Raw genomic sequence first — 14,340 nt, 5'->3', positions numbered from 1 at the left:
AACGAGTATAATGTCATACAGAGGCCCCTTCCACTGTATCCTGGTAATTGTTTTAGATTTTTAACTGGATTTCGTGAATAAATTACGGAATGACATCAGTGTCATTGCGAGCGACTAAAAGGAGCGCGGTAATCTAAAAGCGTTTCAAACGTCATTGCGAGGAGTTACGATAGCAACGACGTGGCAATCTTATGAGAAATTAGATTACTTCGCTTGTAATAACGAAGTTATTATTATTTTTAGATTGCCACGGAAATAGCTAGCATCTCTCTCAATGATGAGTAATAACTAGATTGTTCTAGATTCCCACCTGCGCGGGAATGACATACAAGGCCAGGGAATGACATACGAGGTGTGCAAACTATCTATTACTTTTAGCCGAGCCATGAACAAAGCTCAAATCTTCTCGCGAGAACGCTGTATATCCTTATGCCGGTATATCCTCTACTACACGTTGTTTTTTAGTAGGCTTGGCTGCATTGGAAGTAATTGTTGGCTGCGCTACACCGTTTACTACGTCTTTTGTAATATGAACCTGCATTTTTTTTAGTTCTGCAACTTTATACATACTATCCAGTAATAAATTCTCTAATATCGAACGTAACCCCCTGGCACCTGTTTTCCTTGCAAGAGCTTTTTCGGCGATTGCTTCCAAAGCGTCCAGATCAATAGCAAGCTCTGCTTCGTCTAATTCAAATAATTTTTTATATTGTTTTATTATAGCGTTTTTAGGCTCAGTTAAAATTGTAACCAGAGCCTGTTTATCAAGGTCATCCAAAGTGGTTACTACCGGCAACCTACCGACAAATTCGGGAATTAAACCAAATTTAGTTAAATCCTCGATCTCAAGTAATTTTAATAACTCACCGCTCTTTTTTTCTTTATTCATATTAATATTGGCGGCAAAGCCTATGGAACTTTGATTTGTTCTTGCCGTTATAATATTGTCAATGCCCATAAAAGCGCCGCCGCAAATAAATAAAATGTTCGACGTATCTAACTGAACAAAATCCTGTTGAGGGTGTTTTCTTCCTCCCTGCGGCGGAACGGAAGCAACAGTTCCTTCCATAATTTTAAGCAAAGCCTGTTGTACTCCCTCTCCCGATACATCTCTTGTAATAGAAGGATTTTCCGATTTACGAGCAATTTTATCGACTTCATCAATATAGACTATGCCTTTTTGAGCTTTCGCTACATTAAATTCAGCCGCCTGTAGTAACCGGAGGAGTATATTCTCAACATCTTCTCCAACATAGCCGGCTTCGGTTAAAGAAGTAGCATCCGCCATTGTAAAGGGTACGTCAAGTATCTTGGCAAGAGTTTGAGCAAGCAATGTTTTTCCTGAACCGGTAGGACCGATAAGCAAGATATTGGATTTGTTAAGCTCAACGTCGTTATTGCCGGTTTCCAGATATTCAAGTCTTTTATAATGATTATAAACTGCAACGGCTAAAACTTTTTTAGCCTGATCCTGACCAATTACATAATCATTTAATACCGCACAAATTTTTTGCGGTGTCGGAATCGAGGAAGTAACTTGCTTAAGTGCAACTTTATTTTCTTCCTTCATAATATCGGTACAAAGGTCAATACATTCATTACAAATGAAAACACCCGGCCCCGCTATTAACTTTTTGACCTCATGCTGTTTTTTACTGCAGAAAGTACAAATCAATTCTTTTTTATTATTTTCCGTTACCATTAAATTTCTTCTTGATATTATGAATTAAGAGAGGTTATTATATTTAATATAATATAAATTAGTTATAAATGGAAGTCTAACTTTTTTATAACGGTAATACACGATAAAATATATGGGTTAATTTAATTATGCTGAAGGATGAAGTTATTCAAACTATAAAAGAAACTGCACCTTTATTACGTCTTAAAGTTATAGAAGTGATAAAACATTTCTATCATTTGCTTTTTACTAGCAATCCTGAACTGACACCTTTATTTAATTCTACCAACCAAATGAAAGGTAAACAACCGTTGGCACTTGCCCAAGCTGTTTATTCTTATGCGGCGCATATAGATAATCCTCAAATATTATCTGAAAAATTAAAATCGATTGCGAATAAGCATTTTGCACTTGGTATTAAAGCTGAGTATTACCCTATCGTCGGTAAAAATTTATTACAAGCTTTAAAGGATGTATTACATATAACGGAAGAACAGATTAGAGCCTGGTCATTAGCTTATGGTGTTTTAACAGACATATTTATAAAAATGGAAGATGAATTATATAAAAATTCTGCTAATAAAAGTGGCGGCTGGGAAGATTTTAGAACTTTTGTTTTAGTAGAGAAGAAAAAAGAAAGTAATGTTATTACCTCTTTTTACTTAAAGCCAAAAGATGGAAAAGCAATAGCAGATTTTATACCGGGGCAATATATTACCCTTAAGATGAATCTGCCAAACGGCAATATAATATACCGTCATTATACTCTTTCTAATGCTCCGAACGGTAAGCTTTATAGAATTAGCGTAAAACGTGAGGAGGCGCCTACTGGATTATTATCTACACCAGCTGGAATAGCTTCAACTTACTTACATGATCATTATGAGAAAGATATGGAATTTGCATTGCGTCCGCCTGCTGGATGCTTCCAACTTAGAGCCGATTATTCTAAGCCTGTAGTTTTATTAAGCGCTGGCGTAGGCCTTACTCCAATGATTAGCATGCTCAATAGTTTAGTGGTTAATAATAAAAACGTATTACCGGTATATTACGTTCATGCCGCTATTAATAGCGAAACGCATGCATTTTCCGAGCATGTAGAAGAGCTTAATAAACAATATTCCAACCTTCATACATCTGTATCTTACAGCGCTCCTCTTAAAAATGATTTTGAAAGCAATAAATGTAATAATGTTGGTTTTATAACGAAAAGCTTATTAACAAAAATATTGCCGCATAAAGATTGTAACTATTATTTTTGTGGCCCAGAAGCTTTTATGAAAAATATACGTTCTATACTAACAAATTGGGATGTAGCCGAATCACAAATTCATTATGAATCTTTCGGACCTCAACTAAATTTATAAAACCCTAGCGTACATATAATAATCCTTATGTTCGCCTGCAACAATTTCATATTTCTTTAAAACGCCTTCCTGGACAAAACCGCATCTTTCCAGCAGAGTAATAGAGCGATAATTATCAGTTATCACCGTTGCCTGTATTCTCATCAATCCCATATAGTCGGCTAATTTTAAAATATTTTTTATGGATTTCAGCATTATTCCCTGCCCCCAAAACTCAGGATCGAGATCATAGCTTATTTCTGCTTTAAGATGAGAGGTCGTTATCACATTAAAGCCGGCAGTACCGATAAGCTTGTTATTATTTTTTAAAGCTATCCCCCAATAAAAGCTTCTCTGATTTTTATGTAAATTACCCCAATACCGAACTTCGCTAAGTGCTTCTTCAAGATTGGACGGTCTATTACTATCCGTTAAATATAATGCGATTTCCGGTTTATTCATATAGTTAAAATAATCTTCTGCATCTGTGTCGGCTAACTCTCTTAAAACTATGTCGTTTAAGTCTAATACGGGAAACGAACGCTGTAAATATTCTCTAATTGTCATATATATTTAATAGGATCTTGTACTTTATTTTTTTTAAAAGCGTCTAATCTTGTAAGGCAAGCGTGGCATGTGCCGCAAGATAATGCTTCTAGCGTTGGATCATAACATGATATTGTTTTAGAGTAATCTACCCCAAGTTCTATGCCAGTTTTAATAATTTCTGCTTTTGTCATATGAAGCAAGGGGGCATGAATTTGAATGCGTTGTCCTTGCACTCCTGCAGCAGTAGCTAAATTTGCCATCGTTTCAAAAGATTTTATATATTCGGGGCGACAGTCCGGATAGTTGGCATAATCAGTAGCATGTACGCCGATAAAAATATCCCGCGCTCCTATTATTTCAGCAAACCCTAAGGCAAAACTTAAAAATATAGTGTTACGGGCTGGTACGTAAGTAACAGGTATATCATCAGCAAGTTCATTAGAATCATGATAATGAGGAACATCTATTTGATCATCAGTCAGAGCAGAACCGCCGAAGGCTCTTAAATCAATATCAATAATTTTATGCTGTTTTACGTCATATTTTTTAATTAATTCTTTTATTTTTTGCAGTTCTACTTTATTACGCTGATGATAATTAAAACTTATAGCATGAATTTCGTAATTCATCTTTTTAACCATCGCCAGAACAGTCGACGAATCGGCCCCACCGCTAACTAAATTAACTGCTTTTTTCATTGTTTACCGATAAGGTTAATTTTTGAGCTACCAAAGCATTTAAACTAATTTTTGCTTTAAGTGCTTCGAGTACCAAAGCTCGATGAATACGTTTATCTACTCGAATATTAAATTGTCCACTGTATTCTCTCTTTGCGGGAGCTAAAGGGATAGAATGATTATGACTTACATAACTCTCTTTCATTAATACCCAAGCTTCTTTTAATTCTTGTAATGCTCTTTCAGGTGAATTTCCAAAAGCTGATACATTTGGCAATTCTTCAAATCTTGCTAACCAATCTCTGTCTTCATCTTTAAAAAGCTCTATAGTAAAACCGTCAAATTCATTATTGATTTTCATTTTCATTTTCTTTTTCAAAGTTTAAAAATTGTCGAACTTGATATTCTTTTGCCATATTTCCAAAAATTTGAATAGACAACCTATCACCTTTAGGTGAGTACCAAATTTGATGGCTACCTTTTTGTCTATCTTTAATCCATCCACATTGTATCATTAAAGTATGAAATTCAGAAAAACTTAATCCTTTAGGATTCCGTCTAGCTTTATTTATAAGTTTTATATGCTGATTCATATTGTAACTATATATAGTTATAATATGCAAGTCAAATTACGATTATATAATATCGATAAGTAAAATGAAACTAACCAGGTCATAAAATAAATCCTGTTACCCATAAATATTCTTGACTAAATTCTCCTAATAATCTAAATTTACGGTGTTAATTTACGGCGGGTGTAGCTCAGTTGGTTAGAGCATCAGATTGTGATTCTGAGGGTCGCGGGTTCGAGCCCCGTCATTCGCCCCATATATACATCATAATTATGGCAGACTCAAAGCTAGAAATTGTTTTCATGCCACCATTATTACAATTACTAATTTTATCAGAAAACAACAAAGGATCACTCTTAACACAGGAAGAAGTTTTAAATATAAGAGATAATGCAATTGACATAACCGTTAGTAAAGAAAGAGCTAAGAAGCTTGAAATTGCTAGAGGTTATAAAGATATTAACCCTGAAAGGTGTTGGGATGAATGGTGTCTTTATAAAGAGAATTCCTTTAGCGAAACAGTTAATTAATATTGTATATATACAAAAAATAAGTGATACTACACTTACCTCTCCCACTCCTTTTGCCTAAACCAATAATATCATGGATATTAAGCTTTTATATAGATTAATCAAATATTTAGGATGCTATAAAAAAGACCTGGTTGTTGTTGCGGTGTCTTTATTGTGCGTATCAATTTCCTTATTATTGATAGGTAGCGTTTTTAGAGGGCTCGTTGACAACGGTTTAACTGAAAATTATCAAACATCAATTAATAAATCTATTTTATGTATTTGCTTATTAATTGTTATTTTAAGTATAAGTAGTTTTTTTCGCTCTTATTATATTAATAACGTTGCTGAAAAAGTAGTAACTCAAATTAGAAAAGAGGCATATAGCAACTTAATTAATTACGAAATTGCCGAGTTTGAAGAATTAAAAATCGGTGAGATTATTTCACGCCTTACCGGTGATATAGATTTAATAGCTAAACTGATTGTTAATTTTCTCTCTTTTTTCATTCGTAATTCTGTTATGTTAATCGGCGGTATTGCCTTAATGTTCTTTGAAAGTTCTAAACTTGCAGCAATCGTAATTATTACTATTCCTTTATTATTAATTCCTTTAATTAAATTCGGCAAGCACGTTAAAGCTCTTTCAAAAAAGGCTTTAAACGCTCAAGTTGAAATAGTCTCTAATATAGAGGAGAGCTTTACTAATATTCGTGCTATCCATGCTTTTAATCGCCAAACAAATAAGATTGCCGATTTTGATACACAAACATTTTCTTATTTAAAACATTCCGCTAGCCGCTTAAAAATCCGTGCATTATTTTTTGCCGTATCGATAGCGGTTATACTTGCTGCTATTACTGGCGTTATGTGGGTGGGTAGTATGGATATAGTCGCAGGGAAATTATCCGCCGGCTCTATGGTGTCATTTATTTATTACGCTATCGTTGCCGGCGTTAGTAGTGGCGGAATTTTTGAACTTTTAGGCGAGATGCATCTACCACTTACGGCGCTTGAGAGAGTATTAACTTTTACGAATTTAGATGATAAAACTAATACTCGTGCTCTATGTCATTCCCGCGAAGGCGGGAATCCAGCTGTTAATAAGGAAGACAAGAAGGGGGTACAAGTTGCTCTAGAGTTTAAAAATATAAACTTTGCTTATCCTTCAAGACCAAATTTAAAAATTATCAATGATATTTCTTTTAAAATATCTTCAGGTAAATTCATCGGTATAGTTGGTAGGTCAGGCTCAGGAAAAACTACCTTAATGCAGTTATTGTTAAAATTTTATTTTCCCGATAGCGGTTTAATTAATGTCGCTAATCAAGATATCTCAATGATAAATTCTAGTGCAGTTAGAGATTTAATTGCCTATGTTCCCCAAGAGGCTAGTATTTTTTCGGGTACAATTAGATCAAATATTATTTTTGCTAAGCCTGATGCTACTGAAGAAGAGATAAGGAAAGTGACAGAAATAACCGGTATAACGGAATTTACCGCAGAGCTTTCTGACGGTGCTGACACAAAAATCGGTGAAAGAGGGTTAAGGTTGTCAGGGGGTCAGAAGCAAAGAATAGCGCTTGCACGTGCTTTGCTTCGTAACCCTCAAATTTTACTTCTTGATGAAGCAATGAGCGCCTTAGATACGATGAGTGAACAGAAATTGCTACATTCAATAAAACAGCTAATGAAAGGGAGAATCATATTATCGATCGCCCACCGTATTAGCGGGATTGAACATGCCGATAATATTTTAGTAATAGATAAAGGTGGATTAATCGCCGAAGGTACTCATGATAATTTACTATTAACTTCAGAAATCTACAGGCTAATTTGCTTGGAACAGTTAAGGGCTGTAAAGAATGAGTAGTATATTTGTTGCAATAAAAATTCATTTCCAATAAAAAAATTAAATTGTTATATAATTTATCTTGAAAGCTCTCTTAGTTAAGTTATAATTGTCTATACAAACAACAATAATAGGTTCATAAAAATGAAAAATTTACTAAAAATTCTACTAGTTCTTGCTTTCTCAACAACAGCTTTTGCTGGAATGGATTGGCCTGCACCTAATACCGTTACCACAGATATAGTAATGGGAATGAGCGCTGCGGATCAACAAAGCTGGGTTGATAGCTTAACTATGGATCAATACAATATGTTAAGTTCAGATGTTCAACAATGGGTTATGAACAATACTACTCCTGATCAAAAAACAAAATTAGGTATTTCTCAATAATATATTATTGAGAATAATCTAAACTGTTAGACAGCGGCATATAAGTAGAATTTACTTTTATGCCGCTGTTTTTATTTGTACTGTCTTTTTGCTCTCTCCGCTACAATAATCGAATGTATCTTTTTCACAGTAACATCAAAGTCATCGTTAGTTACTATATAATCATATTCGCTTGAATGTGTTATTTCGCTTGCTGCTGATTGCATGCGTAATTTTATGACTTCTTCACTATCTGCGGCTCTATGTCTCAAACGTTGCTCTAGAACTTCAAGGCTAGGAGGTAAAACAAAAATAGTTAAAACGTTGCTAGTCGCTTGTTTTATACTTCTTGCACCTTGCCAGTCAATATCAAATAGAACATCTAGACCTTGATTTAGTAAGTCATCAACATCTTTTTTTATTGTGCCATAATAATTACCATAAATTTCAGCATATTCTAAAAACATATTTTGCTTTATTAACTCTTTAAACTCCTCTTTATTTTTGAAATAATAACTTACACCTTCAACCTCTTTGGATCTTATGGATCTAGTAGTTGCAGAAACGGATAATCGCAAATTATCGTCAATTTGTAATAATGCTCTTGTTAAACTAGACTTACCAGCCCCTGAGGGAGAGGATAAAATTATTATAAGTCCCTTATACTGCTGGTCTTTCAAGAATTGTTTTTTCATTTTAGTTTACTTGAATATAATTCTATATATGTTATTTTGATATAAAATTAACTATAACTATAATGATTTCAGACAAAAAAACAATAATAATTACTGGCGCTTCCAGCGGGCTTGGCAAGGCTTTAGCCACTAAATATGCTTCTAAAGATACCAAGCTTTTTTTATTCGGTAGGAATAAAGAGCGGCTTGAAGAAGTAGCCACTATTTGTAGAAGCTATCAAGCCGAAGTAATATCAATTATTTGTGATGTGAGAGATAAAGAGCAAGTAAATATTCAGTTAGAAGAAATTATTAAAAACTATAAAATCGATATTTTAATTAATTCTGCAGGTGTATCAGCTGGCACATTAGGCGCGCCTGAATCTTCAAAGCAAGTAGAAGAAATATTTTCTACCAATTTAAACGGCAGCTTAAATTTTATCTTACCTTGTATGCAGCAAATGATAAAAAATAAAAGCGGCACGATAGCTATAATAAGTTCAATGGCAGGGATGCTGGGGTTATCAAGCGCTCCGTCATATTCAGCTAGCAAAGCGGCTATTAAAATATTTGGCGATGCTTTAAGAGGATATCTTGCACAATTTAATGTACAAGTTTGTGTAGTAATACCCGGCTATATCGATACTCCAATGACGCAAGTTAATAAATTCCCAATGCCTTTCAAAATCTCGGCAAGCAGTGCCGCACAAATTATAATAAACGGTATTAATGCACGAAAAGGTTTAATAATATTTCCAAAATTAACCTATTTTGTACTAAAATTGCTAAATTTATTACCCTATAAGTTAATAGATTATATTAACTCGAGACTGCCCGGTAAACCCGGCTTTGATGAATAATCTTTATTTTGCTAATTGATATCACGTATCAAACATGATACATTTATTATAAATAAGTAAATTCGGTAATTTTATGGCAGCTAAAAGGTTATTAGTCTCTTTGAATGAAAAGACTTATAATGAAATTATAAATCTTGCAAAAATTAATAACTCTTCTTCTTCTAAAATAGCAAAAAATCTTATCATGGCTAGTTTAGAACTTGAAGAAGATGAAGTATTTTCAAAGCTTGCGGATAAAAGGCTAACAGAAACCAAGCACTGGGTAAATCACGAGGATGCCTGGAAATAAATGTATAATATTATTTATTCAGATTATGTCATCTCTAAAGATATTTCTAAACTTTCTCCCTCTGTTAAGTCACTAATAAAATTGACAATCAATGAAAAACTATTGTCTGATCCAATAAAATTCGGTAAACCTTTAAGATATAGTTTTAAAAATTGTCGTTCTCTAAGAATTGGAGATTATAGAGTAATTTATCAATTATTAGATTTGACCGTCAAAATTTTAGTAATTGGCCACCGCAAAGATTGTTATAATAAAAGACTAGCTATAGTAAATTGATAGTACCAATATGACTGATTCTAAAATTGAAAATATCGATTTCGCTGACGCTTTATCGGAGCGTTATCTTGCATATGCCTTATCGACTATTATGTCAAGATCATTACCGGACGTGCGTGATGGATTAAAGCCGGTGCATCGCCGGCTATTATATGCCATGCTACAACTAAAGTTAGAGCCGAACTCTGCTTATAAAAAATGCGCAAGGGTGGTAGGTGACGTAATCGGTAAATATCATCCGCACGGTGACGTAGCGGTATATGATACCTTAGTACGCCTCGCGCAACATTTTTCTCTTCGCTACCCATTAATAGACGGGCAGGGGAATTTCGGTTCTGTGGACGGCGATAATGCGGCTGCAATGCGTTATACCGAATCACGTATGACAGAGATCTGTACGCTGTTAATGGAAGATATTGATAAGGAAACAGTTGATTTCCGCCTTACTTACGATGATTCTGATTATGAGCCGGTAATAATGCCGGCCAGCTTCCCGAATTTGTTAGCTAACGGCTCGGAAGGCATAGCGGTAGGTATGGCAACCAGCATTCCTCCCCACAATCTACATGAGCTATGTGATGCTTTGCTCTATTTAATCGATCACCCCGAAGCTAGCGTTTCTAATATAACGAATTTTGTAAAAGGGCCGGATTTTCCGACGGGCGGGATAATTATCGACAAAACCGAGGTAATTAATCAGGCTTACATGACTGGACGAGGTAGTTTAAGAGTCAGAGCCAGATGGGAAAAGGAAGAGCTATCTTACGGTGCGTATCAAATAGTAGTTACGGAAATACCTTATCAAATCCAGAAATCAAGGCTTATCGAACAGATAGCTTTACTGTTAAAGGATAAAAGAATTCCATTAGTCGGCAATATTCGTGATGAATCAACAGACGTTATAAGACTAGTTATCGAACCACGTGATCGCAATTGCGATCCGCAAATAGTTATGGAGTCACTTTTTAAATTAACAACTTTAGAAAACAGAATCCAGTTTAATATGAATGTAATCGGTAGTAATAACGTGCCGAAAGTTATGAATATTCTGGAGATACTGCAAGAATTCCTAAGCCATCGACAAAATATTGTCACCCGCAAGTCAACTTACCTTTTAAACAGGATAAAGCATCGTTTAGAGATATTAGAGGGGCTACGAATAGCTTATTTAAATCTTGATGAAATTATCAAAATTATTCGAGAAGAAGACGAGCCAAAAGAAATTATGAGAGAGCGGTTTAAATTAACCGAAATTCAAGTAGAAGCAATATTAAATACTAGACTTCGTTCCTTACGAAAACTTGAAGAGCAGGAAATTATTAATGAATATAGTAAGTTACAGAAAGAACAAGCAATATTAGAAGAAGTACTTAATAATCCAAAAGAATTATGGAAGATCGTTAAAAGAGAAGTAAAAACGGTACAAACTAAATTCGGTTTAAATACCTTGATCGGTAGCAGGCGCACTAGTTTTGAAGAAGTGAACATAGCTGCCAAAATAGTTGATATATCAGCTTTCGTGACCAAAGAACCTATTACGATTTTATGTTCAAAAATGGGCTGGGTACGCTCTTTAAGAGGTCATAATAATGACCTGTCAAATATTAAATACAAGGAAGGGGACGAAGAAAAATTTATTTTAGAAGCTTATACGACTGATAAAATTCTGATAATCAGCTCGGAAGGCAAATTTTTTACTATTCTGGCTGATAATATTTTTAAAGGTAAGGGTAACGGCGAATCTATTAAATTATTGGTAGATATAGGTAATAACGATATCACTAACATACTTGTTTATCATCCTGATCAGCTTTTATTATTAGCTAGCGATAGCGGTAAAGGTTTTATAGTTAACTCAAATGAAGTAATAGCGCAAACTAAAGGCGGTAAACAGGTCATGCAGCTACCTGCAAGTTATTCTTGCATTGCTTGTTTAGAAGTTAAGGGAGACAGTGTTGCGTGCATCGGTGAAAGCCGAAAATTATTGGTGTTTAATATAGATGAAATACCAGAAATGAAAAAAGGGCAGGGGGTAATATTTCAGAAATTTAAAAATGCTAAACTTACTGATATTAAAATATTCAATAAAGCCGACGGCTTAAGCTGGAATATAGGAGGTAAAATCAGGCTTGAGAAAAATATTACGGAATTTTTAACTAAACGTGGCGCTATCGGTAAAATTCCACCAAGCGGCTTTCCAAAAAATAATAAATTTTCGTAAATGTATGAGTAAATTATCCATTATATGGCTACGCCGTAATTTACGGCTTCAGGATAATAAATCATTTGCGGCAGCACTTCGTAATTCCGAAAAAATCTTACCGATTTTTATATTTGATACTACTATTCTGAAAAGATTTATAAATTCTGGGGATCGTCGTCTTTCTTTCTTAGCAAGTACTCTTTATCAACTACATAATAAATTACAAGAATTAAAAGGTGAGTTACTAGTATTTTACGGCGATCCGCTGCTAATAATTCCAAAGCTTGCAGAGGCGTTAGATGTTAAGGCTATTTATGCCGATGAGGATTATGAGCCCGATAATATTAAGCGTGATGAGGAAATTAAAAAACAGTTAGGAGAAAATCGAAAATTAGAACTGTTTTGCGATCATTTACTAATTAAACCGGATCGTATTTTAACAAAAGATAATCAGCCTTATAAAGTATATACTCCTTATATGCAATCTTTCCGGAAGTATTTAGCCGATCATAATGCTTTTCCCGGTAATACTCATAATAAGCTACTAACCGCATATAATTATAATTTAGATGATAAATTAGCTTCATTTGCAGATATTGATTTACCAAGGCTTAATCTAACGCAAGGCCCAAAGGGAATATTAAATCAAATCGGCTATAATTATAAAAAAGATGATCTTTGGCGAGCAGAAAATGCCGAAAATGTCTTAAATAAATTTATTCGTACAAAAATAAATAACTATAAAACTAATCGTGATTTCCTGCATCTTGACGGCACCAGCACTATCTCACCGTATTTAAGATTTGGTTTAATATCGATAAGGCAATGTTACCGTAAGGCTTTTGAATTAACCTCAAACCTTGGTGTTATTACTTGGATTAATGAATTAATATGGCGGGAGTTTTATGCAAATATCCTTTACCACTTTCCTTATAGCGTTAAAGATGAATTTTTAGAAAAATATCGTCGTAAAATTCCATGGAATAAAGATGCTGAAATTTTTTATAAATTTACGGAAGGCAAAACTGGTTACCCTATAATCGACGCAGCAGTGCGCCAATTACTGCAAGACGGTTGGATGCATAATCGTGCACGTATGATAGTTGCAAGCTTTTTAACGAAGAATTTACTTATTGATTGGCGAATGGGGGAAGAGTTTTTTGCCCAGTATTTGATGGATTACGAGCTTGCTTCAAATGTTGGAGGGTGGCAGTGGGCGGCATCTTGCGGTACTGATGCGCAACCTTATTTTCGTATTTTTAATCCGTACACGCAAGGTAAAAATTTTAATCCTAATGCAGAATATGTAAAAAAATACCTACCGGAACTTGAAGATGTACCGGCAAATATTATTCACAATATAAATTTTACAAAAATTTATCCTGACTATACAAAGCCGATAGTTGATTATAAATTATCGCGAGTAAGAGCACTTGCAGTTTTCAAGAAAATATAATCATTTAAATCAACTTTAACAAATTTTGTTTGTTTTGCTTGTTCAATAGATTCCTTTATGCGATTGGCATTAAGTTGCTATGTGGATCATTTTTACCCGTCATTGCGAGGAAATTGCATAGCAATTGACGAAGCAATCCAGTAAAAATGCTAATTTATAGCATTTTTTATTGTTTTTCTGGATTGCCGCGCTCCCTATGGTCGCTCGCAATGACGATTTGTATACAAGCAAATTTTTGTTTAAGTATTAATGGTAATATTGAGAAAAATATTATAAACTTATTAAAAATTATCATTAAATAATAGGTATTAGCATGAACACAGTAAAAGCTTTGGAAGTAATTTTAGCCGATAGTCACGCTCTATATTTCAAAACTCAAAATTATCATTGGAATGTGGAAGGACCGGAATTTAGAAGTTTGCATTTGTTATTTGAAGAACAGTATAAAGATTTGGCAGAAGGTATAGATGAACTTGCCGAAAGAATCCGGACGTTAGGCTCTAAAGTCTCTCCTTTATCCGAGCTTATAAAACTTGCTTCGATAAATGAACCAAATCTAAATGCAGATTCAATATATATGCTTGAGGATCTGGTAAAGGGACAGGAAATTATTATCGCTACGCTTTATAAAGGCATTAAAATTTCTCAAGAAGAAGGTGATGAGGGAACTGCTGATATGTTAATAAACAGGCTTAAAGTCCACGAAAAAAATAAATGGATGCTGAGTAGCAGTATAAGATAATCTTGTCATACCGTGGCTTGACAAGGGGTGTTGCATGGTTCGAATGTCATTTCCACGTAGGCGTTGTTGCGTGGATTGAAATCTTTACAAAACCCCCGTCATTGCGAGGAAATTGCATAGCAATTGACGAAGCAATCCAGTAAAAAATGCTAATTTATAGCATTTTTTTTATTGTTTTTCTGGATTGCCACGCTCCCTGTGGTCGCTCGCAATGACGGTGGAGGTTATCCACGTGGGTAACGTATCTTCTCGCAATGACGAGGTAAATTTGAGCCATACAAC

15 protein-coding genes, 1 tRNA gene and 2 pseudogenes are annotated in these 14,340 nt (G+C 34.5%); 12 read left to right on the top strand and 6 right to left on the bottom strand.

What is annotated here, in order from left to right:
• Positions 1-427 precede the first annotated feature (427 nt).
• Positions 428-1,702: an ATP-dependent Clp protease ATP-binding subunit ClpX gene (gene clpX / locus OTR29_RS00255; RefSeq protein ID WP_422228669.1), complete on the bottom strand. Its 1,275-nt coding sequence runs from the start codon at positions 1,700-1,702 to the stop codon at positions 428-430.
• Positions 1,703-1,830: 128 nt separating this feature from the next.
• Here clpX and hmpA point away from each other — a divergent pair, with 128 nt between their 5' ends.
• Positions 1,831-3,048: an NO-inducible flavohemoprotein gene (hmpA, locus tag OTR29_RS00250; RefSeq protein WP_422228668.1), complete on the top strand. Its 1,218-nt coding sequence runs from the start codon at positions 1,831-1,833 to the stop codon at positions 3,046-3,048.
• On the opposite strand, the gene OTR29_RS00245 is transcribed toward hmpA, so the two are convergent.
• From OTR29_RS00245 to OTR29_RS00230, 4 genes are read right to left on the bottom strand one after another with little or no spacing between them, the layout of a single operon-like run.
• Positions 3,043-3,594 carry a GNAT family N-acetyltransferase gene (locus tag OTR29_RS00245; RefSeq protein WP_422228667.1) on the bottom strand — a complete coding sequence of 184 codons (552 nt, stop codon included), beginning with the start codon at positions 3,592-3,594 and terminating at the stop codon, positions 3,043-3,045. The two genes, hmpA and OTR29_RS00245, sit on opposite strands and share 6 nt — an antisense overlap.
• Positions 3,591-4,274, bottom strand: a complete 684-nt coding sequence (gene queC, locus OTR29_RS00240; protein WP_422228666.1) for a 7-cyano-7-deazaguanine synthase QueC — start codon at positions 4,272-4,274, stop codon at positions 3,591-3,593. The genes OTR29_RS00245 and queC overlap by 4 nt, the downstream gene beginning before the upstream one ends.
• The gene (locus OTR29_RS00235) at positions 4,258-4,614 is read right to left on the bottom strand and encodes a toxin-antitoxin system HicB family antitoxin (RefSeq protein WP_422228665.1); all 357 of its coding nucleotides are present in this window, start codon (positions 4,612-4,614) and stop codon (positions 4,258-4,260) included. The genes queC and OTR29_RS00235 overlap by 17 nt, the downstream gene beginning before the upstream one ends.
• A complete protein-coding gene (locus tag OTR29_RS00230) occupies positions 4,601-4,846 on the bottom strand; it encodes a type II toxin-antitoxin system HicA family toxin (protein ID WP_422228664.1) in 246 nt (81 codons plus the stop codon). The genes OTR29_RS00235 and OTR29_RS00230 overlap by 14 nt, the downstream gene beginning before the upstream one ends.
• A 158-nt stretch (positions 4,847-5,004) precedes the next feature.
• Here OTR29_RS00230 and OTR29_RS00225 point away from each other — a divergent pair.
• From OTR29_RS00225 to OTR29_RS00205, 5 genes and pseudogenes are all read left to right on the top strand, one after another.
• A tRNA-His gene (locus tag OTR29_RS00225) sits at positions 5,005-5,081 on the top strand.
• 16 nt (positions 5,082-5,097) lie between these two features.
• Entirely contained in the window at positions 5,098-5,355 is a 258-nt protein-coding gene (locus tag OTR29_RS00220) for a hypothetical protein (protein ID WP_422228663.1), read from the top strand.
• 73 nt (positions 5,356-5,428) lie between these two features.
• A pseudogene (locus OTR29_RS00215) lies at positions 5,429-6,367 on the top strand (ABC transporter transmembrane domain-containing protein); the annotation flags it as partial.
• A 105-nt stretch (positions 6,368-6,472) separates the two neighbouring features.
• Positions 6,473-7,210, top strand: a pseudogene (locus OTR29_RS00210) (ABC transporter ATP-binding protein); the annotation flags it as partial.
• 123 nt (positions 7,211-7,333) lie between these two features.
• Entirely contained in the window at positions 7,334-7,579 is a 246-nt protein-coding gene (locus tag OTR29_RS00205) for a DUF2673 domain-containing protein (RefSeq protein WP_422228662.1), read from the top strand.
• Between the two features lie 71 nt (positions 7,580-7,650).
• Here OTR29_RS00205 and gmk read toward each other — a convergent pair whose 3' ends face one another.
• Complete coding sequence (gene gmk / locus OTR29_RS00200) at positions 7,651-8,253, bottom strand: guanylate kinase (protein WP_422228661.1); 603 nt, start codon at positions 8,251-8,253, stop codon at positions 7,651-7,653.
• A 62-nt stretch (positions 8,254-8,315) separates the two neighbouring features.
• On the opposite strand from gmk, the gene OTR29_RS00195 reads away from it, so the two are divergent.
• From OTR29_RS00195 to OTR29_RS00170, 6 genes are all read left to right on the top strand, one after another.
• The gene (locus OTR29_RS00195; protein WP_422228660.1) at positions 8,316-9,092 is read left to right on the top strand and encodes an SDR family NAD(P)-dependent oxidoreductase; all 777 of its coding nucleotides are present in this window, start codon (positions 8,316-8,318) and stop codon (positions 9,090-9,092) included.
• Positions 9,093-9,165: 73 nt separating this feature from the next.
• The gene (locus OTR29_RS00190) at positions 9,166-9,381 is read left to right on the top strand and encodes a hypothetical protein (RefSeq protein ID WP_422228659.1); all 216 of its coding nucleotides are present in this window, start codon (positions 9,166-9,168) and stop codon (positions 9,379-9,381) included.
• Positions 9,382-9,657, top strand: coding sequence for a type II toxin-antitoxin system RelE family toxin (locus OTR29_RS00185; protein ID WP_422228658.1), 276 nt, complete (start codon positions 9,382-9,384; stop codon positions 9,655-9,657). It abuts the gene before it with no gap.
• A gap of 10 nt (positions 9,658-9,667) precedes the next feature.
• A complete protein-coding gene (gene parC / locus OTR29_RS00180) occupies positions 9,668-11,878 on the top strand; it encodes a DNA topoisomerase IV subunit A (RefSeq protein ID WP_422228657.1) in 2,211 nt (736 codons plus the stop codon).
• Positions 11,879-11,882: 4 nt separating this feature from the next.
• Positions 11,883-13,316, top strand: a complete 1,434-nt coding sequence (locus tag OTR29_RS00175; RefSeq protein WP_422228656.1) for a cryptochrome/photolyase family protein — start codon at positions 11,883-11,885, stop codon at positions 13,314-13,316.
• A gap of 313 nt (positions 13,317-13,629) precedes the next feature.
• Entirely contained in the window at positions 13,630-14,058 is a 429-nt protein-coding gene (locus OTR29_RS00170) for a Dps family protein (RefSeq protein WP_422228655.1), read from the top strand.
• The last annotated feature ends 282 nt before the right edge of the window (positions 14,059-14,340 follow it).

The organism is Rickettsia endosymbiont of Halotydeus destructor (assembly GCF_049278075.1).
Classification (GTDB): domain Bacteria; phylum Pseudomonadota; class Alphaproteobacteria; order Rickettsiales; family Rickettsiaceae; genus Rickettsia.
This window is presented reverse-complemented; position numbering and strand designations above follow the sequence as displayed.

Excerpts from the sequence above, each read along its gene's own strand:
- clpX (WP_422228669.1), bottom strand. The coding sequence starts at position 1,702 with ATGGTAACGGAAAATAATAAAAAAGAATTGATTTGTACTTTCTGCAGT.
- hmpA (WP_422228668.1), top strand. The coding sequence starts at position 1,831 with ATGCTGAAGGATGAAGTTATTCAAACTATAAAAGAAACTGCACCTTTA.
- OTR29_RS00245 (WP_422228667.1), bottom strand. The coding sequence starts at position 3,594 with ATGACAATTAGAGAATATTTACAGCGTTCGTTTCCCGTATTAGACTTA.
- queC (WP_422228666.1), bottom strand. The coding sequence starts at position 4,274 with ATGAAAAAAGCAGTTAATTTAGTTAGCGGTGGGGCCGATTCGTCGACT.
- OTR29_RS00235 (WP_422228665.1), bottom strand. The coding sequence starts at position 4,614 with ATGAAAATCAATAATGAATTTGACGGTTTTACTATAGAGCTTTTTAAA.
- OTR29_RS00230 (WP_422228664.1), bottom strand. The coding sequence starts at position 4,846 with ATGAATCAGCATATAAAACTTATAAATAAAGCTAGACGGAATCCTAAA.
- OTR29_RS00220 (WP_422228663.1), top strand. The coding sequence starts at position 5,098 with ATGGCAGACTCAAAGCTAGAAATTGTTTTCATGCCACCATTATTACAA.
- OTR29_RS00205 (WP_422228662.1), top strand. The coding sequence starts at position 7,334 with ATGAAAAATTTACTAAAAATTCTACTAGTTCTTGCTTTCTCAACAACA.
- gmk (WP_422228661.1), bottom strand. The coding sequence starts at position 8,253 with ATGAAAAAACAATTCTTGAAAGACCAGCAGTATAAGGGACTTATAATA.
- OTR29_RS00195 (WP_422228660.1), top strand. The coding sequence starts at position 8,316 with ATGATTTCAGACAAAAAAACAATAATAATTACTGGCGCTTCCAGCGGG.
- OTR29_RS00190 (WP_422228659.1), top strand. The coding sequence starts at position 9,166 with ATGGCAGCTAAAAGGTTATTAGTCTCTTTGAATGAAAAGACTTATAAT.
- OTR29_RS00185 (WP_422228658.1), top strand. The coding sequence starts at position 9,382 with ATGTATAATATTATTTATTCAGATTATGTCATCTCTAAAGATATTTCT.
- parC (WP_422228657.1), top strand. The coding sequence starts at position 9,668 with ATGACTGATTCTAAAATTGAAAATATCGATTTCGCTGACGCTTTATCG.
- OTR29_RS00175 (WP_422228656.1), top strand. The coding sequence starts at position 11,883 with ATGAGTAAATTATCCATTATATGGCTACGCCGTAATTTACGGCTTCAG.
- OTR29_RS00170 (WP_422228655.1), top strand. The coding sequence starts at position 13,630 with ATGAACACAGTAAAAGCTTTGGAAGTAATTTTAGCCGATAGTCACGCT.